The sequence below is a fragment of the Rhizobium sp. 01N424 genome, assembly GCF_056399485.1.
In genome coordinates, this window is sequence record NZ_JBFTRK010000006.1 from 200,954 (window position 1) to 224,763 (window position 23,810).

The following is a 23,810-nucleotide window of genomic DNA, read 5'->3' on the forward strand; positions in this document are numbered from 1 at the left end:
GGCTTCTCCCTTCAGGACGTCCCATCTTTCTTTTCCATGGAAGCGCCCAAAATTCCACTTGTCACCTGATTATTATGTATATACATGTTTCGACATAAGGAAAGGCGTAAAGCTGATGACAGGGGATAATCTTTTCACCGGAACGGACCGTCCAAGCCTCTGGCGCAACGCCAGACTGGCGACGCTCGATCCTGCGCAGCCGGGTCTGGGCATCATCGAAAAAGGTGCTGTCGTAACCGAAGGTGGCCGGATCACCTATGTTGGCCCGGAGGGCGAGTTGCCGGTCGCGATGATCGAGCGTGCCGAGATCACCGATCTCGAAGGACGCTGGGTCACCCCCGGCCTCGTCGATTGCCACACGCACATCGTTTATGGCGGCAACCGCGCCCGCGAGTTCGAGATGCGCCTCGAAGGCGCGACCTACGAGGAAGTCGCCCGCGCCGGCGGCGGCATCGTGTCTTCGGTGAAAGCGACCAATGCGCTGTCTGTCGATGGTCTCGTGCAGGCTTCGATCCGGCGGCTGGACACGCTACTTTCCGAAGGCGTCACGACTATCGAGATCAAGTCCGGCTACGGGCTGACCAGCGATGGCGAGCTGAAAATGCTGGAAGCCGCCCGCGCGCTCGGCGCCATGAGACCAGTTCGGGTCAAGACCAGCTATCTCGGCGCCCACGCGACACCCGCGCATTACAAGGGCCGCAACGGCGACTATATCAACGATGTCGTGCTGCCGACGCTGGATGAAGCGCACAAGCGCGGTCTTGCGGACGCCGTCGATGGTTTCTGTGAAGGCATCGCCTTCTCGACCGACGAGATCGCCCGCGTCTTCGATCGTGCCAAGGCGCTCGGCCTGCCGGTCAAGCTGCATGCCGAGCAGCTTTCGAACCTTGGCGGCGCCAAGCTCGCAGCCGGTTACGGCGCACTGTCCGCCGATCATCTGGAATATCTCGACGGCGAAGGCATTGCGGCCATGGCTGCGAGCGGAACCGTTGCCGTGCTGCTGCCCGGCGCCTTCTACGCCATCAACGAAAAGCAGAAGCCGCCGGTCAAGGCGTTGCGCGCCGCAGGTGTGCCGATCGCCATCGCGACCGACTGCAATCCCGGCACCTCGCCGCTGACGTCTCTGCTGCTGACGATGAACATGTCGGCAACGCTTTTCGGCCTGACCGTCGAGGAATGCATCGCCGGCGCCACCCGCGAGGGTGCCCGCGCGCTTGGCCTTCTTGGCGAGACCGGAACGCTGGAAGCCGGAAAATCCGCCGATATGGCAATCTGGGATATCGAGAGCCCCGCCGAGCTCGTCTACCGCATCGGCTTCAACCCACTTCATGCACGCATCTACAAGGGCGAAAGGATCGGCCGTTGACCATCACCCTCCATCCGGGCTCCGTTTCTCTGAAACAGCTGGAAACAATCTACTGGACCGGCGAACCGGCCAGGCTCGATCCATCCTTCGACGCCGGGATCAACAAGGCTGCCGCGCGGATCGCCGAGATCGCCGCGGGCAATGCCCCAGTTTACGGCATCAATACTGGCTTCGGCAAACTGGCCTCGATCAAGATCGATGCCGCCGATGTCGCCACGCTTCAGCGCAACCTCATCCTCTCACATTGCTGCGGAATCGGCGCGCCGCTGCCCGAGAATGTCGTGCGGCTGATCATGTCGCTGAAGCTCGTCTCGCTCGGCCGTGGCGCGTCCGGTGTACGGCTTGAGCTTATACGGCTGATTGAAGGCATGCTCGAAAAGGGCGTGATCCCTGTCATCCCGGAAAAGGGCTCCGTCGGCGCCTCGGGCGACCTCGCACCGCTCGCCCATATGGCAGCCGTGATGATGGGCGAAGCCGAAGCTTTCTTCGCAGGCGAACGCCTCTCCGGCGCTGCGGCATTGCAAAAGGCCGGGCTGAAGCCTGTCGTGCTCGCCGCCAAGGAAGGCCTGGCGCTGATCAACGGCACACAGACCTCGACGGCGCTGGCGCTGGCCGGATTGTTCCGTGCCCACCGCGCCGCCCAGGCTGCGCTGATTACCGGCGCAATGTCGACGGATGCCGCGATGGGCTCCTCCGCGCCCTTCCATCCCGACATTCATACGCTGCGCGGACATAAAGGCCAGATCGATACGGCAGCGGCGCTGCGCGCCCTGCTCGACAACTCGGTCATCCGCCAGAGCCATATCGAGGGCGACGAGCGCGTGCAGGATCCCTATTGCATCCGCTGCCAGCCGCAGGTCGACGGCGCCTGCCTCGATCTTCTGCGCTCCGTTGCCCGCACGCTTGAGATCGAATCCAATGCGGTGACCGACAACCCTCTGGTTCTCTCCGACAACTCCGTCGTCTCGGGCGGCAATTTCCATGCCGAGCCGGTCGCCTTTGCCGCAGATCAGATCGCCATCGCCGTCTGTGAAATCGGCGCGATCGCGCAGCGCCGCATCGCGCTTCTCGTCGATCCGGCGCTTTCCTACGGTCTGCCGGCCTTCCTCGCCAAGAAGCCCGGCCTGAACTCCGGCCTGATGATTGCCGAGGTGACTTCGGCGGCGCTGATGAGCGAGAACAAGCAGATGTCGCACCCGGCATCCGTCGACTCAACGCCGACCTCGGCGAACCAGGAAGACCATGTTTCCATGGCCTGCCATGGCGCCCGCCGTCTGCTGCAGATGACCGAGAACCTCTTCGGCATCGTCGGCATCGAGGCGCTGACCGCCGCACAGGGCGTCGAATTCCGCTCGCCGCTTGCCACCAGCCCGGAACTGTTGAAGGCGATCGGCACGATCCGCGCCGTGGTCCCGACGCTCGAAATCGACCGCTACATGGCCAACGACCTCGAGGCTGCAAGCAGCCTGATCGCCACCGGGGCGCTCAACGCGTCCGTTTCCGCCAACATCCTTCCTTCCCTGGAGATCTGAGATGAGCAATCCGCGTCACAATATCCGCGAAATCCGCGCACCTCGCGGCAATGAATTGAATGCCAAGAGCTGGATGACCGAAGCGCCGCTACGCATGCTGATGAACAATCTCGATCCCGATGTGGCCGAGAACCCCAACGAACTGGTCGTCTACGGCGGCATCGGCCGCGCAGCCCGCACCTGGGAGGATTTCGACCGCATCGCCGCAACACTGAAGACGCTCAACGAGGACGAGACGCTGCTCGTTCAGTCCGGCAAGCCGGTCGGCGTGTTCCGCACCCACAAGGATGCGCCGCGCGTTCTGATTGCCAATTCCAACCTCGTGCCGCATTGGGCCACGTGGGATCATTTCAACGAGCTCGACAAGAAGGGCCTTGCGATGTACGGCCAGATGACGGCCGGTTCGTGGATCTATATCGGCACGCAGGGCATCGTTCAGGGCACCTACGAAACCTTCGTCGAAGCCGGCCGCCAGCATTATGACGGCAATCTCAAAGGTAAGTGGATCCTTACCGGTGGTCTCGGCGGCATGGGTGGCGCTCAGCCACTGGCAGCCGTGATGGCCGGCGCCTGCTGCCTCGCCGTCGAATGCGACGAGACCCGCATCGATTTCCGTATCCGCACCCGCTATGTCGATGAAAAAGCAAAGACGCTCGACGAGGCCCTAGCCCTTATCGACAAGTGGACCAAGGCCGGAGAGGCCAAGTCCGTCGGCCTGCTCGGCAATGCCGCTGAAATCTTCCCGGAACTCCTCAAGCGGATGAAGGCCGGCGGCCCGCGCCCCGATATCGTCACCGACCAGACCTCGGCGCACGACCCTCGCAACGGCTACCTGCCGGTCGGCTGGACGGTCGAGGAAGCCAAGGCCAAGCGCGAAACCGATCCGAAATCCGTCGAAGATGCCGCCCGCGCCTCGATGCGCCAGCATGTCGAAGCCATGGTCGCCTTCTGGGATGCGGGCGTTCCGACGCTCGATTACGGCAACAACATCCGCCAGGTCGCCCAGGACGAGGGCCTTGAAAACGCCTTCGCCTTCCCGGGCTTCGTGCCGGCCTATATCCGCCCGCTCTTCTGCCGCGGGATCGGCCCGTTCCGCTGGGCTGCCCTGTCGGGCGACCCCGAGGATATCTACAAGACCGACGCAAAGGTGAAGGAACTGCTGCCTGACAACAAGCACCTGCACAACTGGCTCGACATGGCGCGCGAACGCATCGCCTTCCAGGGTCTGCCGGCACGCATCTGCTGGGTCGGCCTCGGCGACCGCCACAAGCTCGGCCTTGCCTTCAACGAGATGGTCCGGAACGGCGAACTGAAAGCACCCGTCGTTATCGGCCGCGACCATCTGGATTCCGGCTCGGTGGCCTCGCCGAACCGCGAGACCGAAGCGATGAAGGACGGCTCGGACGCCGTTTCCGACTGGCCGCTGCTCAACGCATTGCTCAACACCGCATCGGGCGCCACCTGGGTGTCGCTCCACCACGGCGGCGGCGTCGGCATGGGCTTCTCGCAGCACTCGGGCATGGTCATCTGCGCCGATGGCACCGACGATGCGGCGCGGCGCCTCGGAAACGTCCTCTGGAACGACCCGGCCACCGGCGTCATGCGCCACGCCGATGCGGGCTATGACATCGCAATCGATTGCGCCAAGGAGAAGGGCCTGCGGCTGCCGGGGATTTTGGGGAACTGACGATCACATCAGCCGGACAGAACCACCGTATTGCGCGAGGGTTCTGTCCACTGTCAGCAGGACCAGACGTTCGATTGGCTTTCCTGCCTTGAAGGATGAAGGACTCGCCCTTGGCAACCCTCGCCATCAAGCGCGATAGGTTGATCTTCTCTTCATGGATATCCATGATTTCCAGAGTGCGTGACTATTGAGCTAGTTCGCTAAACCTTAGTCCACTCGCCTGCAGCTTTCCATCCGGAGCCCGCCATGCCACGCATCACCCATCTCAAGGCCAGCAACCATCGCCGCATGCCTTGGAAGAATGGCGGCGGGGAGACGGTGGAGATTGCTGTCTTCCCCGAGAACGCGGCGCTCGGGGCATTCGACTGGCGGGTCAGTATGGCGACGGTTGCCAACGATGGACCGTTTTCGATTTTCGAAGGAATCGACCGGACACTGTCAATTCTCACTGGCAGCGGCATGTCGCTCGCCATCGGCGGCCGGGCTCCCGTTTTGCTGACCAGATCGAGCGAGCCGCTCGCCTTCCCTGCCGACGTTTCGGTGGCCGCCACCCTCGCCGATGGCACGATCACCGACCTGAATGTCATGACGCGGCGCGGGGGACTTGCACACAGCGTCATACGGCTTGCAGTCGATGGTGAATGGACTGGGACAGCGAATGCCGGCACGGTTCTGCTTCTTTGCCGCGACGGCAGCCTCGTCTGCGAATACGGTGGAGAAAATGCAGCACTCGAGAATGACGACGCGGTTCTGGCCGCAGTGGAACACCCGTCTCCATTCGTTCTTCGCGGCCGCGCAACCTGCTATCTGATCCACATCCGGCAGGCGTAGCACGCCACGCCCGCCGCCTCGCCAAGCAATCAGGCGCGATCCAGCTCGCTGCGCAGCCGGTGCAGGAAGAGTTTCAGCTGCTCTTCATCGACGCCGACGAGGTGCCGCTTTTCCGGATAGGCGCCGGTTTTGACATCCTCGGCGAATTCGGTGAAGGCCGCGATACGCTCGCGCTGCAACCGGTCATGCTCGGCTGCGAAGTTGCGATAGACCTTGGCGTGGCGTGGATAGTGGTCCCGATTGGCGCCGAGCACATCGTCGGCGAAGAGATATTGCGCATCGCAGCCGGTTCCGGCCCCCATGGAGATCATCAGCATAGAAGTGTTCTGGCTGATCGCAGCCGCGACCTCGCCGGGCACGACCTCGATCTCGGCCGCGAAGGCGCCCGCTTCCTCCAGCGCCTTGGTCTGGCGCCAGATCTCGAAGGCGCTCGCTGCCGTCTTGCCGACGGCGCGAAAGCCGCCGGTCCAGGTCGCCTTGGATGGAATGAGGCCGACGTGACCGCAGACGGGAATCCCCTCCTCGCGCATCCGCCGGATGGTGGAGAGCCCGGCAGCGCAATAGACGGCATCACCGCCGGCTTTCAGCGCCTTGAACGCCTCGCGCATATACTCGTCCGCCGAGACCAGATCGCCATATTCAAGCCCCGGGATGGCAAATGGGCTCGGCGCCACCTCGCGAAAGACCGGCCCCAACAGCGCTGGCGGAACCGAGACGATATCGATCTTCGCCTTCTCTGAAGCTTCCGCTTCCTCCAGCGAGGTCACGCGCAACATCGTAAGTTGCCGCTTACCTTTTTCCGCCAAAAGATCGGCGACGGTCGGCCGGATATGCTTCTTCATTCTGTTCTCCATTCAGGCCGCGAGCAGCGACTTCAATTTGACATTGGTTGAGGTCAGGGCCGCCGGATCGGGATGGGCGCGCGCTGCAATGAGCATCTCCGCAAGGCGGATGTCGCGGGCGACGGCATTGCCGGTACCGATGCCGCTTGCTGCCAGCAGACGGCCGCCGACATCGAGATGGAAGAGGATGAAGGCGCCGTCGCCGAGATCGCGCCTCAGATGCGTCACGGCTCCCTCGGCGAGGCCTGCAATCTGCAGCGTCAGATCATACTGATCCGACCAGAACCACGGCACGGCGGAAATCGTCTCGCTGCCGCCCATCATATTGGCGGCGGCGAGGGTGCCCTGCTCCTGCGCATTGCGCCACGATTCGAGTCGCACGCGTTTACCGCCGTAAATTTCAAGAGGAAAAGAGCAGCAGTCTCCGGCAGCATAAATGTCCGCCCTGGAGGTCTGCAGATGGGTGTCGACAGCGATACCGTTATCAACAGCAAGGCCTGCTTTTTCCGCCAGTTCGACATTCGGCCGGGCACCGATCCCAACGAGAATCATGTCGGCTTCCAGCGTCTCGCCCGTCATACGGATGAAGGCATGTTCCTTCGCTTCGCCGACCGCTTCGATCGCCGCTCCGCAGCGCAGATCGATGCCTTCGCCCCGATGGCGCTCTGCGAGCGCATGGGCGATCTCCTCAGGCACACCACGCTTCAACACCCGCTCAAGCCCCTCGACGAGGGTGACGCGCGCGCCGAGCTTGATCGCCGTCGCCGCCACCTCGAGGCCGATGAACCCGCCGCCGATAATGGCGATATGCTTGCCCGGCTGCATGACGCCGCGCAGGGCAATCGCGTCCTGGTGCGTGCGCAGCGCTCGAATCCGCGCGCTCATTGCAGGCGCACCGGGAAACTCCCTGGCGCTGGCACCCGTCGCCAGCAGCAGCTTGTCATAGGAGATCACCGCGCCATCGGAGAGCACCATATTCCGAGCTTCCGCATCGAGACTCTCCATCGAGACGCCGTTCAGCAGGCGGATATTCGCCGCCTCATAGCGTTCGGCAGCAGCGATCAGCTTGGGTTCGATGGTTTCGCCGAGGCTTGCCTTCGACAGCGGTGGCCGCTCGTATGGCAGCAGGGTCTCGGTTCCGACAAGCGTGATACCGCCGTCGAAACCCTTTTCGCGCAGCGCAAAGGCAGCGCGGGCGCCGCATTCTCCGGCCCCGACAATGACGAAATGAGACACGGGAGCCTCCTAGAGAGAGATGAAGACGGCGCCGCCTTCGACCTTGACCGGATAGGTCTTCAGGTTGACGCAGACGGGAGCGCCCTTGGCCTCGCCGGTCTTGTAGCTAAAGCGGCCGTTATGTTTCGGACATTCAATGATGTCGTCCATCACCAGACCATCCGCGAGGTGAATGCGCTCGTGCGTGCAGAGCCCGTCCGTCGCAAAGAACCCGTCGTCGGGGCTGCGATAGACCGCAAAGGTTTTGCCGTCGTGATCGAAGCGGATGACATCCTCCTCGTCGATATCATCGGCCGCGCAGACTTCGATCCAGTTTCCGCTCATGTTCTTTCCTCACAGATATGTCGTTTATTGTGCGGCGGGGGCGAGCTCGCCGTGGAACTCCTCGCGATACGGCCGCGCCGTCTGCGGCAGTTCGCGCTTCAGGAAATAATCCTCGTTCCGCAGCTGGCGCAGGAAGGCCGGGATCATTTCCTTGTAGCCCGACCACATCGAGGCGTTCGGCGCCGGAAGATCGTGTTTGATCATCGCGTGCAGCTGCGGCAGCGCGTGATAGGGCACCATCGGGAACATGTGATGCTCGACGTGATAGTTCATGTTCCAGTAGATGAAGCGGCTGATCGGGTTCATGTAGACGGTGCGGCTGTTCAGCCGGTGATCGATGACATTGTCGGCAAGGCCTCCATGCTGCAGCAGACCGGTCAGCACATGGTGCCATGCACCGTAGAGACGCGGCAGACCAATCAGCATCAAAGGCAGGAACGAGCCCAGATAGATCGCGAGCGCGATGGTCACGACATAGATCGCCAGCCAGATGCGCGCCACCTGGATCGTCTTCGGCTGCTCCATCTCCGGGATAAAGGTTTTCTCGGCAGCGCTGATGACACCGAAGGCGTTTCGCAGCATATCGATGACAGCATATCCGGCGTCGAGAATGCCGAAGAAATTGAGGATCAGCCGGAAGAGATCCGGCGGGCGCATGACGGCAATTTCGGGGTCGCGGCCGACGATGACGGTGTCGGTGTGATGGCGGGTGTGGCTCCAGCGCCACGTCACCGGATTGCGCATGATCATGAAGCAGGCGATCTGATAGACGGCGTCGTTCATCCAGCGCGTCTTGAATGCCGTGCCATGACCACACTCGTGCCAGCGGCTGTCGGACGCCGAGCCGTAGAGCACGCCGTAGGCTAGGAAAAACGGCACGCAGAGCCAAGAGCCCCAGAAATAGATGCCGAGGCCGGCGAAGATCACCATGCTGCCGAGCCAGATGACCGTATCGCGGATCGCTGCCGCATCAGAGCGCTGCATCAGCGCCTTCATCTCCTTGCGCGACACTTCGGTGTGATACCATTCGGCCGCGGCAAGCCCAGTCTCAACCGCCCGGCGGCTGCTCTCGCCCAGCAGGCTATAGTCGCGTTTCATCGTCTCGGTCATTCTTGCCTCCCGCCGCTCCTTGGCCGCCATGAAGGTTAAGTTGACTTTGCGCCGGGCTCAATGCAGTCTTGATATATTCTATCAAAACACATCACGGCTGACTTTCATTCGTGATGGAATCCATCAGGAAGAACGATGCGCCGGCCAACCATTTCCGATCTCGCCCGCACCTCCGGCGTCAGTGTGGCGACCGTCGATCGCGTGTTGAACGGCAGGCATAAGGTGCGCGAGGAGACCGCGCGCCGGGTCTATGACGCGGCGCAGTCGATCGGTTATCACGCGGTCGGCCTCATCCGGCAGCGGGTGTTTGAGGATCTGCCGCGCTATCAGCTGGCCTTTCTGCTGCAGAAGCCGACGCAATCCTTCTACCAGGCCTTTGCCCGCGAGATCGAGCTTGCGGCTGCGGCCTGCACCACGGCACGGCTGCAGGTTCAGATCGATTATCCCGCCGCCTCCACCCCTGCCGCCATTATCGAGAAGCTCAAGAGCCTGACCGCCCGCAATCAGGCGGTGGCCATGGTGGCGCCCGATTATCCGGCGGTGACGGCCGCCGTGGAGGAGCTGAAGCAGAAGGGTATTGCGGTCTTCACCGTTCTTTCCGACTTCGCAGAGGGCGTGCGCGCCGGCTATCTCGGCCTCGACAACCGCAAGGTCGGGCGCTCGGCAGCTTGGACGATCGCCCGCACGGCCCGGAAACCCGGAAAGGTAGCCTGCTTCGTGGGCAGCCATCGCTTCCATGGCCATGAGCTGCGCGAAATGGGTTTCCGCTCCTATTTCCGCGAGGAGGCGCCGGAATTCGATCTGCTGGAGACTTTGATCAATCTCGATACGGTCGAGATCACCCACGAGGCGACGTCGACATTGTTGCAGAAACATCCCGATCTTGCCGGCCTCTATGTCTGCGGCGGCGGCATGGAGGGGGCGATTGCCGCGATACGCGAGGAGAAGCGCACCGGCGAAGTGGCGCTGATCGTCAACGAACTCGTTCCCGAGAGCAAGGAGGGCCTGATGGACGGCACGGTGACAATGGCGATCAGCACGCCGCTGCCGGCACTTTGCCGCGAGCTGATTACCCAGATGACCACCGCGATCGAAACCGGGGAAGCGGGGAGCGCCGGCCAGACCTTTCTGCCGCTTGAGATCTATATTCCCGAGAATATCTAGAATGATGTAATTCCATCATTTCGGTTGAAATTCTATCACAGATGATAGGGACGCATGGCCTTCTGCCGCTAGCGGCGCATCGAATTTCAGATAGAGATTCGATCGACCATTGATCCGCACTTGCGCACCGCAACCGCGCCCCGGGAGGACCCACATATGACATCCATTCGCTACGCGCTGAACCATATGGCCGCGCCGAAGCTTGGCATCGACGATTTCTTCGCGCTGGCGAAGAGCCTCGGCATCGATGCGGTTGAGATCCGTAACGACCTCGATGGCAACGCCATTCTCGACGGAACGCAGCCGTCGGCGATCAAGGCGGCGGCAGCCCGCCATGGCGTGACGATCATCTCGATCAACGCCCTGCAGCGCTTCAACGAGTGGAACGACACCCGTGCCGCCGAAGCCCGGGAACTCATCGACTATGCCGCAGCATGTGGCGCCAAGGCACTAGTGCTGGTGCCGAAAAATGACGGCACCGGCCGCGAGGATGGCGTACGTCAGGCCAATCTGCGCCAGTCGCTCACCGCCCTGAAGCCGATGCTGGATGCCGCCGGGATCATCGGTCTCGTCGAGCCGCTCGGCTTCGAGATCTGCTCGCTGAGCTCGAAGACCGAGGCAGCCGAGGCGATCCGTGAACTCGGCGCCGAAGGCAGCTTCAAGCTGGTGCATGACACGTTCCACCATCACCTTGCCGGCGAGGCCGCGATCTTCGCTGATCTCACCGGGCTGATCCACATTTCCGGCGTCGACGATACCAAGGTGAGCGTATCGGACATGCGCGATCCGCACCGGGTTCTGGTGACGTCAGCCGATCGGCTCGACAATGCCGGTCAGGTACGTGCGCTGCTGCAGGCGGGATACACGGGTCCCTGCTCCTTTGAGCCCTTCTCCCCGGAAGTCCACGGCTTGCAGGACCCGGCCACAGCGCTGCGCCAGAGCATGGACTACCTCGCGTCGGCGGTCTAAAGCGTTTCGCGGCCGCGGAAGCGGCGCTGATAGGCGGGATCGTAGAGCGAACTCTCGCGGAAGTCGCTTGCTGACAGGGACGGACCGGCGAAGATGATCGCCGTCCGTTCGATCGGTTCAGCGGCAACCTTCGCCTCGATGTCGCCAAGCGTGCCGCGAATGATCCGCTCATCCGGCCAAGATGCCTTGACGACGATCGCAACCGGGCAATCGGCGCCATAAAGCGGCGTCAGCTCGGTCACGACCTGCGGCAAGGCATGGATCGCCAGGTGAATGGCGAGCGTCGAGCCCGTCGCCCCGAATTTCTCCAGCGTTTCGCCATTCGGCATCGGCGATGCCCGGCCGGAGACGCGCGTCAGCACAAGGCTCTGCGCAACCGCCGGGATCGTCAGCTCGCGGCCGAGCGCCGAAGCGGCGGCGGCAAAGGCCGGAACACCCGGCGTCATCGTGTAGCCGATACCATGCTTTTCCAGGCGGCGGATCTGCTCGGCGACAGCGCTCCAGACGGAGAGATCGCCGGATTGCAGGCGGGCGACATCTTCGCCCGCATCGGCAGCCCGCAGATATTCCGCCTCGATCTCGTCAAGCGACATCGGTGCGGTATCGACGATCCGGGCGCCGGCCGGGCAATGTTGCAGCAGTTCCGGCGAGACGATCGAGCCCGCATAGAGGCAGACCGGGCATTTCGCGATCAGATCGCGGCCGCGAACGGTGATGAGGTCTGCGGCACCTGGCCCGGCACCGATGAAATGTACGGTCATTCCTGATCCTTTATCCAGCGCCATTGCGTGACGGGCATGGCCGGCCGCCAGCCGCTCATCGTGCCGACAGGCGCTACGCGAGAAATATCGAGGCGGGTTAGTGAGCCGCCGCGTTTTGCATACTCGGACAGCAGCAAGACTTCCATCTCGAGCGTCACGGCATTGGCAACCAGCCGGCCGCCAGGCTTCAGCGCCGCGATCGCCGCTTCCAGGACACCCGGCTCGCTTCCGCCGCCGCCGATGAAGATCGCATCCGGTTCCGGCAGGCCGGCAAGGGCAGCGGGCGCCGCACCTTCGACAAGGGCCAGATGCGGCACGCCAAGCGCCGTTGCATTACGCGCCGCACGGGCGGCGCGTTCCGGCGACTGTTCGATGGCGATCGCTTTCAGCGACGGGTCTGAGAGTATCCACTCGATGCCGACGGAACCGGATCCGGTACCGATATCCCACAACAATTCGCCATGGCGCGGCGCAAGCGCAGACAGCGTCACCGCGCGGATCTCGCGCTTGGTGATCTGGCCGTCATGCTCGAACAGCGCATCGTCAAGGCCGCTTGCAAAGGAGATGATGCGGGCAGCCTTGTCCGCCACGACCTCGATCGCGCAGACATTCAAGGGATCGATGCCCTCAAGCGCAAACTCGGCCGCGGTAATCGTGCGAACGCGCTCGCGCTCGCCGCCGAGGGCTTCAAGCACGGTCAGGCGGGAGCGTCCGAAGCCGATACCGGTCAGCAGCGCCGCGATGGCTGCCGGGCCATTCTCGTCGGAGGTCAGCGCAATGATCCGGCGCCCGTCGTGCAGATGGGGCAGGATTAGCTCGACCGGGCGGCCGTGAAGCGAGATTGCCGCGGCGTCCTGCAGCGGCCAGCCAAGCCGCGATGCGGCAAGAGTGAATGCCGAAGGTGCCGGAATCACACGCATCTCGCCAGCACCGATGCGCCGGGACAGCGTTGCGCCGACGCCGTAGAGAAAGGGATCTCCCGATGCGAGAACGACGACGGGCGTGCCCCTATGCGCAACAATGTCTTCGACCGAGCGCTCGAACGGGCTCTGCCAGACCCGCCGCTCACCCGAGATGAAGCCGTCCATCAGCGCGTGATGCCGCACCCCGCCGTAAACCACCGGCGCGCCTGTGATCAGACGCTTTGCCTCTTCGCCCAGCCCATCTGGACCATCCTCGCCGATACCGATAATGGTCAGCCAGGGCTTTTCGGATCGGGATGGCAGATCAGACATGGCGGCATACCGGGTTCTGATTTTGGGCGGGACGAGCGACGCGCGCGCATTGGCGGCCGCCCTTCGCGATCGTGACGGGCTCGATATCCTGCTGTCGCTGGCGGGAAGAACCGAAAAACCGTCCAAACAGCCGGTTTCCATTCGTATTGGCGGATTCGGCGGCGCGGAAGGTCTCGCGGCGTTCCTCTCCGAAGGAAAATTCGATCTGCTTGTCGACGCGACCCATCCGTTTGCCGCGCGGATCTCGGCGAATGCCGCCGAGGCTGCGCGGATATCCGGCGTTCCGGCCGTCGCGCTGCGCCGTCCACAGTGGCGCGAAGAGCCGGGCGACCGATGGATCCAGCTCTCTACCATCCCGGCCGCAATTGCGGCGCTTGGCACAGTACCACGCCGCGTCTTTCTGGCAACCGGACGCCAGGAGGCGCATGCGGCCGAGGCGGCGGCGCAGCATTTCTATCTTGTCAGAAGCGTCGATCCGGTGACCCCGCCTCTGGCGCTGGGCAATGCGACCTTCATCCTCGATCGCGGCCCCTTCGCGCTCGATGCCGAACTGGCGCTTCTTCGGGAATATCGGATCGATGCGATCGTCGCCAAGAACAGTGGTGGCGACGCCACCTACGCCAAGATCGAGGCGGCGCGCATTCTTGGGATCGACGTCTTCATGATCGGCCGTGCCGCAACACCCGCCATGGAGACGGTCGAGACTGTCGGCGAGGCGCTGGCGGCGATCGATCACCGGCTTCCTCCGGCCATGAAGCGTGGCGTGTAGACAAGATCGGATTTGCCGTCCCGGGCGATGATGCGGGTCTCCGGCGAGCCGATGATCACACAGGTTGCCATATCGGCAACCCCCGCGTCGGCAGTCGCGAGCGGCTGGATAACGATGCGCTCGTCAGGCCTTCCGGCCGCTCGCCCGAAGATGACGGGCGTGGCGCCGGGCAACTCCCGGCGCAACAGCTCGAAGGCCCGTCCCAGCTGCCAGGGCCGCGCCTTGCTGATCGGATTATAGAGGGCAATCACGAAGCCAGCCTTAGCCGCAAGCGCCAGCCGCTTTTCGATGATCTCCCAGGGCTTCAGATTGTCCGACAGCGAGATGGCACAGAAATCGTGCCCGAGCGGCGCGCCCGTGCGCGCAGCGACAGCCAGCATCGCGGTGATACCGGGCAGAACGACGAGATCGACGGCGCGCCATGCGGGATCACCCTTGTCGATCGCCTCGCAAAGAGCGGCAGCCATGGCGAAAACACCGGGATCGCCGCCGGAAACGACGCAGACCGTCCGTCCTCCGGCCGCCATCGTCAGCGCGGCCGCGGCACGGTCGAGCTCCTCGCGATTGTCGGAGGTGTGGCGCGTCTGGTGCGGCTCATAGGCTATGCGGTCGAGATAGGGACCATAGCCGAAGAAATCGGTCGAGACGGCAACAGCGCGTGCCGCTTCCGGGGTCATCTGGTCCGGATTGCCGGGGCCGGTGCCGATCACATAGAGCCTGCCGCTCATCGGTTCGACTCCCAGCCGGGTACGAGCACCAGCGAGAAATACGGCGCTTCGCCATCCGGCCGTTCGGCGAGCTTGACCATCGCCGCATTGGCCATCGTGCCGCGCTCGACATAGACGGCTTCTCGCAACCGGCCAGCTGCTTCCAGCGCCCGCCGGATCTTCGGCAGATTGCGACCGACCTTCATGATGACGGCCGCCTGCGTGTCGGCCAGCCTGCGGGTCAGTTCCACTTCCGCCATCGTGCCCGGAAGAACGGACAGCACGTCGTCACCCTGGACGATCGGCATGCCCGCGACCGACCAGCAGCCGGACATGGCGGTAATCCCGGGGATCACCTCGGCCGTGTAGCGATGCGCCAGCCGCACATGCAGATGCATGTAGGAACCATAGAACATCGGATCGCCTTCGCTAAGGATGGCGACGGTCTTTCCGGCATCGAGACGAGCGGCGACGGCTGCGGCCGACGCGTCGTAGAAGGCGGTGATCTGGCTCTGATAGGCCGCCTCGCCCTTATCGATCTCGGTGGTGACAGGATAATAAAGCGGAAGAAGCTCGGCGCTTGCGGAAATCAGATGCTGCACGATGGCGCGTCCGTTTCCGCTGCGCCCCTGCTTGGCGAAATAGGCGATGACATCAGCCGCCTGGATCGCCTTAGCGGCCTTGATGGTCAGCAATTCCGGGTCGCCCGGTCCGGTGCCGACGCCGATCAGACGGCCGGGAGCGCTCATAGGCCGGGCCTCGCCAGCGCGTTGACCGCAGCCGCCGTCATCGCACTGCCGCCAAGCCGGCCGCGCACGATCGCATAGGGCACGCCATAGGAATTCTCCGCCAGCGCATCCTTGGATTCCGCCGCGCCGACAAACCCGACAGGCATGCCGAGGATGACCGCAGGCTTCGGGCCGCCGTCACGAAGCAATTCCAGGAGATAAAAGAGGGCTGTTGGCGCATTGCCGATCGCGACGACGCTGCCCGCCAGCCGGTCGCGCCAGAGTTCGATCGCCGCTGCCGAGCGCGTGTTGCCCTTGGCCCTGGCCAGATCGGGCGTGCGCGGATCGCGCAGCGTGCAGATCACCTCGTTGCCCGCCGGAAGCCGGGCGCGGGTAATGCCATGGGAGACCATTTCCGCATCGCAGAAAACCGGCGCGCCCGACTGCAGAGCCGCACGAGCCGCCTGGACGAAACCGGGCGCGAAGTCGAAATGTGCAGCCGCTTCCACCAGCCCGCAGGCATGGATCATGCGGACCGCCACGTCGGCCTCGTCAGGCGCAAATCGCGACAGATCGGCTTCGTTGCGGATGATCGCGAAGGAGCGCTCGTAGATCGCGTCTCCCTCGCGGATGTAATCGTAGTCTGGCATCCCTAGTCCTGTTGCAGCGCTTTCGCGATGGTGCTGGCGCCAAGCCGCTGAAGGCAGGCAGCCACCGTTTCTCCGGCCCGCCGTTCTGTTCCGGCAAGCTGGGCGAGCCTCTCTATAGCGGATTCGATCCCGCCGCCAGCAATCGTTGCATCCGGCGGGTCCCCGGCCTTGCCGTTCATGGAAAGGGCATAGGCATTTCCGCGTCCAGCCAGCGTCAGCGCCGCCTGCGGATGAGCGCAGCCCTTGGCGCAGCCGGACAGATGCACCGTCAGAGATCCATCCAGCAAATCTGGAGCGGTATCTATGATCCGGGCGGCGAGCTTTCGCGTGTCGTAAAAACCCGATGCGCAGGCGCCAGCACCGGCGCAGGCTGCGATGTTGGCAGATGGATCGACCGGGTCGGCGCTGAAACCGCAACTGCCTGCGCGAGCTGCGAGCGCCTCTGCGTCTGCCGCGGCAAGGCCGGTGAGAAAAAGCTGCCGGTCGGGCGCCAGCCGGGTCTCGATGTCATCGGCAAGATCCGCCAGAAAGGCCGTCAGCGCATCTGCCCGCATCTGGCCAAATCGCGGCCGCAGGCAGAGAACGGTTCTTCCATCTGGCAATGCGAGAATCCCCGGCGCCGGTTTGCGCGACGGTGAAAGGGATATGGTCTGCGGAGAATTGGGAAAGGTGACGCGCAACGTTTCCATATCGATATCGCGGGCACGGCTATGGCGGCCGGTCGCGATCAGGATGTCGAGGATATACCCGACGGCAGCCACGACCCCGTCGACACCACCTGAAAACACAGGCCGCGCCATCCGCGTGGTGCCGCCGACTGTTACTAACCAGTTGTGATCCGCAAGCGCAACGATGCGGATATCGGCGCTCAGATGATCGAGGCAGAAAACGCCGCGGCCATCGACCAGGACGGCAAGCTTGGGCGCGATCTCGACTGATTGCAGTTTGCCGGCAAGAGTGCTGCGCAACTGCGCTTCCAGCGCAGCCGCATCGCCAAGTTCCGCGCTGTCTATGCCATGCAGCGGCGAAAGCTCGATTGCAGGGCCGGGCGGAACCACGATGCCCGCAACATCGATCGCCAAGGCGAGAGTGCCAACGCTATCGGGTCGCAAGCCGCGGACCTGCAGATTGCCGCGGGCGGTGATTTCAAGGATACCGTTGCCACAGGATGCCGCCGCACTTGCCAGCGCCTTGAGCTGTGCAACCGTCAGGGCGCCGCCGGCCGGGCGCAGACGGACGAGCAGACCGTCACCGGTCTGCATCGGCGCGGCAAGCGTCGGGCAGGCGCCGCGTCGAAGCCCGGCAACCAACGTTTCCTGCAATTGTCTGTTAGCGGCCGCAGCCATGACACACCCTTCCATCCCCTGTCCTTACAGGATGACGGCGATCTCGGCAAAGCCGCTCACGCCTCGAAGTCGCGCCCCTTGCGCAGCAGATAGATATCCATGATCCATCCATGCCGCTCGCGCGCCGCGGCACGCATTCTGACGATCTCGTCCGAAACGTCGCCCAGGCGCCCGGAATGGACGATCTCGTCGGCGGTGCCAAGATAGGCACCCCAGAAGATCTCCGCATCCGGATCGTCGATCTGCGAAAACGCCTGGATCCCGTCCAGCATCACGACGGTGCTGTCGGCAGTCAGCCCCTCGTCGGCAAGCCGACGCCCGGTGGTGATCTCGACCGGCTTGCCGACGAGATTGACCGGGATCTTGTGGCTGGCGGCAAGCGCCTGGATGCTGGTGATCCCCGGAATGACCGTCACCTCGAAGGCGATGCTGCCACGGATCCGCTCAAGGATGCGCAAGGTGCTGTCATAGAGGCTGGGATCGCCCCAGACCAGAAAGGCCGCGGCTTCGTTTTCGCCGAGATCGCCGATCATCGAGGCATAGTTCGCAGCGATGGCCGCATGCCATTCATCGACACTCTGGACGTAACTCTTTCCCTCGATCTGCCGCTGCGGCACGGCAAACTCGATCGTCTTCGTCTTTCCGGCGTCGAGATAACGCTCGCAGATCTCGCGGCGCACGCTCGCAAGTTCCTCCTTCTTCGCTCCCTTGGTGGGGATGAAGACGCGGTCTGCGCCCTTCATGGCGTTGATCGCCTGAATGGTCGCATGATCGGGATTGCCGGTCCCGATGCCGATGACGAAGATCTGTCTCATGACGCCTCCGGCCGCTAGCGGATCAAAAGCGCCGTCCCATAGAGCCCGATCGCAAAGACCGTGTGGGCAATCAGGTTCATGGCGCGTGCCTTGGCCGGGTTCGGCGTCTTCGACGCTGCAACGCCGATGCCGAGACCGGGCTGCAGCAGAAACCAGCCGGCACCGACGGTGACGATACCGAGAATCCAGGCTGGAATGAAGGTCGGCTCTGCGAGCCAGACCGGGCCCATGATGATCGCAAGCGCCAGACCGTAGACGATGCCGGTGACGTAGTGGCTGATCCAGCCGAGCGCCAGTTCATGCTCGTAAGGCGCGGCGTTGGCGATGCTGTCGTGAAACACCTTGCCGTTCTTGAGGTGGTAGAACCAGCGTCCGACCGGCGCCCAGTTGGCGGCGCTCTGCCCGAAGAAGCGGTGCAGAACGATCGCCCAGATGTCCATGAGAACGGTCGCACCGATGCCGATCACGATGCCGCGCCAGATGATATCGAACATGTGAGAATATCCAGATGTGAGAACCCATTACCGTCTTAGCGGCGGCAGGCTCTGCCTGCAACAGAGCCCGACGTCATTGATGGAGCAAAACGGCTATTTCGGTTGATCACCCTTCATGGCCTGCCTAAGCTCGCGCAAAACGAGGAGGATCCAGATGAAGCTCGACCATACCGTCAAGGGCGTTTACGCCATTGCTGCCACGCCCTTTCACCCGGATGGACGGCTCGATACCGTCTCGGTCGATCGCCTGACGGATTTCTATCTCGAATGCGGCATCACCGGCCTGACCATTCTCGGCATCATGGGCGAGGCGCCGAAACTGGAGCCGGAGGAATCGCTGGCGATCACCCGCCAGGTCGTCGGCCGCGCCGGCGTGCCCATCATCGTCGGTGTCTCGGCGCCGGGTTTTGCGGCGATGCGTTCGCTTGCGCGCGGCGTCATGGATCTCGGCGCCGCCGGCGTCATGATCGCCCCGCCACCTTCGCTGCGCACCGACGACCAGATCATCGGCTACTATGCACAGGCCGTCGAAGCGATCGGCGAGGACATTCCCTTCGTCATCCAGGACTATCCGTTGACGCTGACCGTGGTGATGACCCCTGGCGTCATCCAGAAAATCGTCAACAATCACCGCTCCTGCGTCATGCTCAAACATGAGGACTGGCCGGGGCTGGAGAAGATTTCCAAGCTGCGCGCCGCGCAGAAGGCAGGCGAGATGCGGGATATCTCGATTCTCTGCGGCAATGGCGGGCTGTTCCTCGATTTCGAGATGGAACGCGGCGCCGATGGCGCGATGACCGGTTATGCCTTCCCCGACATGCTCGCCGATGTCGTCCGCCTGCAGCAGGAAGGCAGGCGCGACGAAGCGCATGATCTCTTCGACGCGCATCTGCCGCTGGTGCGCTACGAGCAGCAACAGGGCGTCGGCCTTGCCGTGCGCAAATATGTTCTGCAGAAGCGTGGCGCGATCGCCAGCGACGCTCAGCGCAAACCAGCCAGCGTGATCAGCGACAAGGCAAGAGCCGAGGTCGATTATCTCCTCTCGCGCCTCGCCAGATACGACAAGCGCGCCGCGTTTTAGGCCGTCACGCGGCTTACACGCATCTCTGACCAAATTGACGCAGGCGGGTGCCGCCGATTGTGCGGGGCTAAAAGTGGAATATAGTGATTTCAGAAATTTCTGAAATCACAGACATTACGGAAATCACCGTCATGAACCTTCCACCACTCGTTCAATCCTTCGTTCTGCATTTCGGCGAAATGGGCTCGCGCTGGGGGATCAACCGCACCGTCGGCCAAATCTACGCGCTGCTTTACGTCTCGCCTGAGCCGCTCTGCGCCGAGGACATTGTCGATGCGCTCGACATCTCACGTTCGAACGTGTCGATGAGCCTTCGCGAACTGCAGGCGTGGAACCTCGTGCTGATGAAGCACAAGCCGGATGACCGGCGCGATTTTTTCTCGACGCCTGACGACGTCTGGCTGATCCTGCGCACGCTTGCCGAAGAGCGCAAGAAGCGCGAGGTCGATCCGACTCTCTCCGTGCTGCGCGAAATCCTGATGCAGCGGCCGGCGAGCGACCACGAGCGATATGCCCAGCAGCGCATGGGCGAGATGCACGGGCTGATCGAGCAGCTGACGCATTGGTACGAAGACGTAAAACAACTTGAAACCGAGCGCCTCGCAACATTACTATCTCTGGGGGCAAAAGTTACGAAGCTTCTGGAAGCCAAAGACCGGGTGATTTCGCTCGGCCGCGGCCGCCGTCCTGCGAACAAGAGTTAGCGCCATGGGGAGTGCTTTCTTAGACGCGAATGACGAGCCAGAACCGGGCGCGCAAAAGCGCGGCCGTCGCAGACAGCGTGTCGGCAAAAACAGACCCGGCTCCAAGGCCGCCGCGCTGTTGCAGACAGCAGGCGCCCTCGTCTTCATTCCTCAGGCTGCTTTCATCGCTCTTTCCGTCGGCCGCATCGCCAACGGCGGCGGCCTCGCCGCCGTGCTGTGGCCGGCACTCTTCATCATCATTCTCGGCATCGCCAAGAGCTGTCTTGAAGCGGCTGGTGGCCGCCTGGCATTCAAAGCCGCCCGCGCCGAACTCAGCAAGCGCCGCGCCGCCGCCGTGGCAGCACTCGCGCGCCGCTCGCCTGTCGATCCTTGGCGGCCAGCATCCGGCGAAGCGGCCAGCGTCATCGGCGAACAGGCCGAACTGATCGTGCCCTATATTGCCCGGTTCCAACCGGCGCGCTTCAAGGCGACGGCCGTGCCCTTGGCGATACTCGCCTGCATATTCCCGATTTCCTGGATCGCAGCGCTCATCCTGCTGATCGCCATGCCGCTGATCCCGCTCTTCATGGCTCTGATCGGCTGGCGCGCCCAGGCGGCCAGCGAAAAGCAGCTTGCCGCCACCGGCGGGCTGAACGGCTTCCTCCTCGACCGGCTGCGCGGCCTGACGACGATCCGCGCGCTCGGCGCCGTCGATCAGACGGCGAGCCACTTGCGCGCCGATGCCGATGATCTGAAAACCCGGACGATGGCGGTATTGCGGATCGCCTTTCTCTCCTCGGCGGTGCTCGAACTCTTTGCTGCGCTCGGCGTTGCGCTGCTCGCCGTCTATGTCGGCTTCAGCCTGCTCGGCGAAATCACCTTCGGCGCCTGGACCGGCGGGCTTGACCTGACCACCGGCCTGTTCCTGCTGCTGCTTGCTCCGGCTTTTTTCGAGCCGCTGCGCGATCTCTCGTCGGTCTGGCACGACCGCGCGAGCGGCGAAGCCGCGCTCTCGGCGCTGGCGGCAATTGCACCCGGCGGGCTCGATATCGTTCCGGAAGCTGCCGGCAAGCAAACCACGCGTTTCGATATCGAACTTGCCGATGCCGGCTTCCGCTATGCTGCCGAGAAGCCACCGGCCATCGAAGCGTTCAGCTGTCGCATCATGCAGGGCGAGCATGTCGCCCTGCTCGGCGCCAGCGGCAGCGGGAAATCGACTTTGCTGGCGATGATTGCCGGCCTTGCTCCGGTCTCGGATGGTGCGATCCGCATCGGCGGCCTGCCGCTCAACGAAGCGGGCGACTGGCGCCGCCATATCGCCTGGATCGGCCAGAAGCCGCATATCTTTGCTGGTTCGCTCGCGGGCAACGTTACGCTCGGCCGCGCCGGCACCAAGGCGGATGAGGCACTCCGTGCCGCCAAGCTCGACCAAGTCGCGGCAGCTTACGGCAAGCGCCCGCTTGGTGAAAGCGGGCTCGGCCTGTCCGGTGGCGAGGCGCTGCGGCTTGCCATCGCCCGCGCCGCCTGCAATCCCGACATCCAGATCATTCTCGCCGACGAACCGACTGCACATCTCGATGCTGCGACAGCGGCGGATATCACCGAAAGCCTCATCCATCTCGCCAAGGGCAAGACGCTTGTCGTCGCCACCCACGATCCGCGGCTTGCCGCCCGCATGCGGCGGGTGATCGCGATCGGCGCGGAGACGCTTCGGGAGGCAGCGGAATGAACACGCGCCTCGGTGATCTTAAACCCGTCGTCTATCTGTTTATCGCCGAACGGCGCCGCGGCCTGCTGATCGGCGCGCTGATGTCGGCGCTGACGGTGCTGGCCGGTATCGCCCTTCTCGGCCTCTCCGGCTGGTTCATCACCGCCGCCTCGATTGCCGGACTATCCATTGCCACGGCCGTCACCTTCGACGTTTTCGCGCCATCGGCTGGTATCCGCCTGCTGGCGATCGGACGTACCTTCTCGCGCTATGGCGAGCGGATGACCACCCACGATGCAACGCTGTCGGTACTGGCGGCCCTCCGGGAGCGCCTGTTTAGCGGATGGGCGAAGGACGGCGCGGCGCGCGATCTCGCAGCCCGGCCCTCAAAGCTTCTGTTCCGCCTGACGGCCGATATCGACGCACTCGACGGCCTCTATCTGCGCGTCCTCGTTCCCGCTGCCGTTGCGATCTGCACCGCGATCGCGGCAAGCGTGGCGCTCGGCATGATCCATCCGCTGATTGGCGCCGCGACCGGGTTGATCCTCCTGCTTGCCGGGCTCGGCATTCCCTACCTCGCCGGCCGTGCCGCCGCAAAATCCGCACGCCGCCGCATGCATGGTGTCGAAGCGGTCCGCGGCCGCGTCATCGATCTCGTCTCCGGTCAAACGGACCTGCTGATGGCTGGGCGTCTGGACGCTCAATCTGCCGCAGTTGTCACGGCCGATGCCTATATCTCGGCGGCGGACGACCGTCTGAACCGGATCGAAACCGCCGTCACCTTCGGTTTCGGCCTGACCTCCTCGCTGCTGCTCGCCGGATCGCTGCTGGCGGTCGCCGCCCTTGCCGGGACAGGCAGCATCGGCGCACCAGTTGCCGCGCTCGGCCTGCTGGTTGCCTTCGCCGCCATCGAGCCCTTTGCCGCCCTGCGGCGCGGCGCCATCGAGCTTGGACGAACACTCATCGCTGCACGCCGCGTCGGCGCCCGTCTGACCGCGGCGGATAAGGCGACGGGACATGGCGCGCCGGAAAAAGGCATTGCCTTTGCGCTGACAGATGTTGCAATCGCTCACGACGGGGCCGGGAAGCTAGCCCTTCGTAAGCTGACGATTACGTTGAAATCTGGCGAGACGCTGGCGCTTATCGGATCCAGCGGCGCCGGAAAGTCGTCGTTTCTGGCTCTTCTCGCAGGCGAGTTGCAGCCGCGAGGTGGAAGTGCGGTCATCACGGATTCGACGCTGCTGACACAGCACCCCGAACTCTTCGCCGACAGCATCCGCGGCAATCTCCTGATCGCCGATCCCTCGGCCAGCGAGGCACAGCTTCGCGATGCTCTCGAGGCTGCCGGATTGCTCACCACTATCGATGCCCTGCCGCAAGGGCTCGACACGAAACTTGGAGAGGGCGGGCTCGGCCTGTCCGGCGGGCAATCGCGCCGCCTGGCGCTTGCCCGGTTGTTTCTCCGCAACGCATCCCTCTGGCTGCTCGACGAGCCGACAGAGGGCCTGGATGGCGAAACCGCCCGCGACGTGATGAGCCGCCTTGCCGAAAAGGCATCCGGTCGCGCCGTGGTCATCGCCAGCCACATCCGCCGGGAGGCGGCAATCGCCGATATCATCGCGGTGATTGCGGATGGGTGCATCGTCGAAATTTCGCGCCGTGGAGAGGCGGCGTTCGAAAAGGCTCTGAACCGGCTGCGGCCGGATTGAGCGGCATGACCGCGGACGCCGGCCGGCGCCCGCGGAACTCTTGATACCGCGTGGGACCGTGGG

Annotated in this window: 23 protein-coding genes; 11 read left to right on the forward strand and 12 right to left on the reverse strand. The window is 63.7% G+C overall.

Translation table 11 applies throughout. The annotated features are described in order from the left end of the window. Nucleotides 1–115: 115 nt before the first annotated feature. The 4 genes from hutI (at nt 116) to AC1DNK_RS17370 (ending at nt 5,416) form a co-directional block, all read left to right on the forward strand. On the forward strand, nt 116–1,366 hold the full coding sequence (gene hutI / locus AC1DNK_RS17355; protein WP_477942370.1) for an imidazolonepropionase: 1,251 nt from the start codon (nt 116–118) through the stop codon (nt 1,364–1,366). Continuing rightward, the gene (gene hutH / locus AC1DNK_RS17360) at nt 1,363–2,898 is read left to right on the forward strand and encodes a histidine ammonia-lyase (protein WP_477942372.1); all 1,536 of its coding nucleotides are present in this window, start codon (nt 1,363–1,365) and stop codon (nt 2,896–2,898) included. The genes hutI and hutH overlap by 4 nt, the downstream gene beginning before the upstream one ends. Before the next feature lies 1 nt (nt 2,899). Beyond that, nucleotides 2,900–4,585 carry a urocanate hydratase gene (gene hutU, locus AC1DNK_RS17365; protein WP_477942373.1) on the forward strand — a complete coding sequence of 562 codons (1,686 nt, stop codon included), beginning with the start codon at nt 2,900–2,902 and terminating at the stop codon, nt 4,583–4,585. Nucleotides 4,586–4,831: 246 nt separating this feature from the next. Beyond that, complete coding sequence (locus tag AC1DNK_RS17370; protein WP_477942375.1) at nt 4,832–5,416, forward strand: HutD/Ves family protein; 585 nt, start codon at nt 4,832–4,834, stop codon at nt 5,414–5,416. A 29-nt stretch (nt 5,417–5,445) separates the two neighbouring features. Here the strand turns inward: AC1DNK_RS17370 and AC1DNK_RS17375 are convergent, their stop codons facing one another. The 4 genes from AC1DNK_RS17375 to AC1DNK_RS17390 are packed head-to-tail and all read right to left on the reverse strand — an operon-like array spanning nt 5,446 to nt 8,928. Continuing rightward, nucleotides 5,446–6,258 (reverse strand): 3-methyl-2-oxobutanoate hydroxymethyltransferase, encoded by an 813-nt coding sequence (locus tag AC1DNK_RS17375; protein ID WP_477942377.1) that lies wholly within the window; start codon nt 6,256–6,258, stop codon nt 5,446–5,448. 12 nt (nt 6,259–6,270) lie between these two features. Further along, nucleotides 6,271–7,494, reverse strand: coding sequence for an NAD(P)/FAD-dependent oxidoreductase (locus AC1DNK_RS17380; RefSeq protein ID WP_477942378.1), 1,224 nt, complete (start codon nt 7,492–7,494; stop codon nt 6,271–6,273). Between the two features lie 9 nt (nt 7,495–7,503). Continuing rightward, nucleotides 7,504–7,818, reverse strand: a complete 315-nt coding sequence (locus AC1DNK_RS17385; RefSeq protein ID WP_477942380.1) for a MocE family 2Fe-2S type ferredoxin — start codon at nt 7,816–7,818, stop codon at nt 7,504–7,506. A gap of 24 nt (nt 7,819–7,842) precedes the next feature. Then, a complete protein-coding gene (locus tag AC1DNK_RS17390) occupies nt 7,843–8,928 on the reverse strand; it encodes a fatty acid desaturase family protein (protein WP_477942382.1) in 1,086 nt (361 codons plus the stop codon). Nucleotides 8,929–9,063: 135 nt separating this feature from the next. On the opposite strand from AC1DNK_RS17390, the gene AC1DNK_RS17395 reads away from it, so the two are divergent. Further along, nucleotides 9,064–10,092 (forward strand): LacI family DNA-binding transcriptional regulator, encoded by a 1,029-nt coding sequence (locus tag AC1DNK_RS17395; protein WP_477942384.1) that lies wholly within the window; start codon nt 9,064–9,066, stop codon nt 10,090–10,092. Between the two features lie 156 nt (nt 10,093–10,248). Continuing rightward, on the forward strand, nt 10,249–11,061 hold the full coding sequence (locus AC1DNK_RS17400) for a TIM barrel protein (RefSeq protein ID WP_477942386.1): 813 nt from the start codon (nt 10,249–10,251) through the stop codon (nt 11,059–11,061). Here the strand turns inward: AC1DNK_RS17400 and cobM are convergent. Both cobM and cbiE read right to left on the reverse strand, forming a co-directional pair. Beyond that, nucleotides 11,058–11,822, reverse strand: coding sequence for a precorrin-4 C(11)-methyltransferase (gene cobM / locus AC1DNK_RS17405; RefSeq protein WP_477942388.1), 765 nt, complete (start codon nt 11,820–11,822; stop codon nt 11,058–11,060). The genes AC1DNK_RS17400 and cobM overlap by 4 nt on opposite strands. Next, entirely contained in the window at nt 11,819–13,057 is a 1,239-nt protein-coding gene (gene cbiE, locus AC1DNK_RS17410) for a precorrin-6y C5,15-methyltransferase (decarboxylating) subunit CbiE (RefSeq protein WP_477942390.1), read from the reverse strand. Before cbiE ends, cobM begins: the two co-directional genes overlap by 4 nt. Here cbiE and AC1DNK_RS17415 point away from each other — a divergent pair. Then, entirely contained in the window at nt 13,056–13,826 is a 771-nt protein-coding gene (locus AC1DNK_RS17415; protein ID WP_477942391.1) for a cobalt-precorrin-6A reductase, read from the forward strand. The genes cbiE and AC1DNK_RS17415 overlap by 2 nt on opposite strands. On the opposite strand, the gene AC1DNK_RS17420 is transcribed toward AC1DNK_RS17415, so the two are convergent. Genes AC1DNK_RS17420 through AC1DNK_RS17445 form a run of 6 tightly spaced genes read right to left on the reverse strand, consistent with a single transcriptional unit; the run spans nt 13,790 to nt 18,566 of the window. Then, nucleotides 13,790–14,554, reverse strand: coding sequence for a precorrin-3B C(17)-methyltransferase (locus AC1DNK_RS17420; protein ID WP_477942393.1), 765 nt, complete (start codon nt 14,552–14,554; stop codon nt 13,790–13,792). The genes AC1DNK_RS17415 and AC1DNK_RS17420 overlap by 37 nt on opposite strands. Beyond that, on the reverse strand, nt 14,551–15,282 hold the full coding sequence (locus tag AC1DNK_RS17425; RefSeq protein WP_477942394.1) for a precorrin-2 C(20)-methyltransferase: 732 nt from the start codon (nt 15,280–15,282) through the stop codon (nt 14,551–14,553). The genes AC1DNK_RS17420 and AC1DNK_RS17425 overlap by 4 nt, the downstream gene beginning before the upstream one ends. Continuing rightward, the gene (locus AC1DNK_RS17430; protein ID WP_477942396.1) at nt 15,279–15,911 is read right to left on the reverse strand and encodes a precorrin-8X methylmutase; all 633 of its coding nucleotides are present in this window, start codon (nt 15,909–15,911) and stop codon (nt 15,279–15,281) included. Before AC1DNK_RS17430 ends, AC1DNK_RS17425 begins: the two co-directional genes overlap by 4 nt. Nucleotides 15,912–15,913: 2 nt before the next feature. Beyond that, nucleotides 15,914–17,257, reverse strand: a complete 1,344-nt coding sequence (cobG, locus tag AC1DNK_RS17435) for a precorrin-3B synthase (RefSeq protein WP_477942398.1) — start codon at nt 17,255–17,257, stop codon at nt 15,914–15,916. A gap of 56 nt (nt 17,258–17,313) precedes the next feature. Further along, nucleotides 17,314–18,072 carry a precorrin-6A synthase (deacetylating) gene (gene cobF / locus AC1DNK_RS17440; RefSeq protein ID WP_477942400.1) on the reverse strand — a complete coding sequence of 253 codons (759 nt, stop codon included), beginning with the start codon at nt 18,070–18,072 and terminating at the stop codon, nt 17,314–17,316. A 14-nt stretch (nt 18,073–18,086) separates the two neighbouring features. After that, nucleotides 18,087–18,566, reverse strand: a complete 480-nt coding sequence (locus AC1DNK_RS17445) for a DUF2938 domain-containing protein (protein ID WP_477942402.1) — start codon at nt 18,564–18,566, stop codon at nt 18,087–18,089. 154 nt (nt 18,567–18,720) lie between these two features. Here AC1DNK_RS17445 and AC1DNK_RS17450 point away from each other — a divergent pair, with 154 nt between their 5' ends. The 4 genes from AC1DNK_RS17450 to cydC all read left to right on the forward strand — a co-directional run bounded on the left by AC1DNK_RS17450 (nt 18,721) and on the right by cydC (nt 23,747). Beyond that, a complete protein-coding gene (locus AC1DNK_RS17450; protein ID WP_477942403.1) occupies nt 18,721–19,647 on the forward strand; it encodes a dihydrodipicolinate synthase family protein in 927 nt (308 codons plus the stop codon). Nucleotides 19,648–19,778: 131 nt separating this feature from the next. Beyond that, on the forward strand, nt 19,779–20,351 hold the full coding sequence (locus tag AC1DNK_RS17455) for a GbsR/MarR family transcriptional regulator (RefSeq protein WP_477942405.1): 573 nt from the start codon (nt 19,779–19,781) through the stop codon (nt 20,349–20,351). A gap of 4 nt (nt 20,352–20,355) precedes the next feature. Further along, complete coding sequence (gene cydD / locus AC1DNK_RS17460) at nt 20,356–22,059, forward strand: thiol reductant ABC exporter subunit CydD (RefSeq protein ID WP_477942407.1); 1,704 nt, start codon at nt 20,356–20,358, stop codon at nt 22,057–22,059. Continuing rightward, complete coding sequence (cydC, locus tag AC1DNK_RS17465; RefSeq protein ID WP_477942409.1) at nt 22,056–23,747, forward strand: thiol reductant ABC exporter subunit CydC; 1,692 nt, start codon at nt 22,056–22,058, stop codon at nt 23,745–23,747. The genes cydD and cydC overlap by 4 nt, the downstream gene beginning before the upstream one ends. The last annotated feature ends 63 nt before the right edge of the window (nt 23,748–23,810 follow it).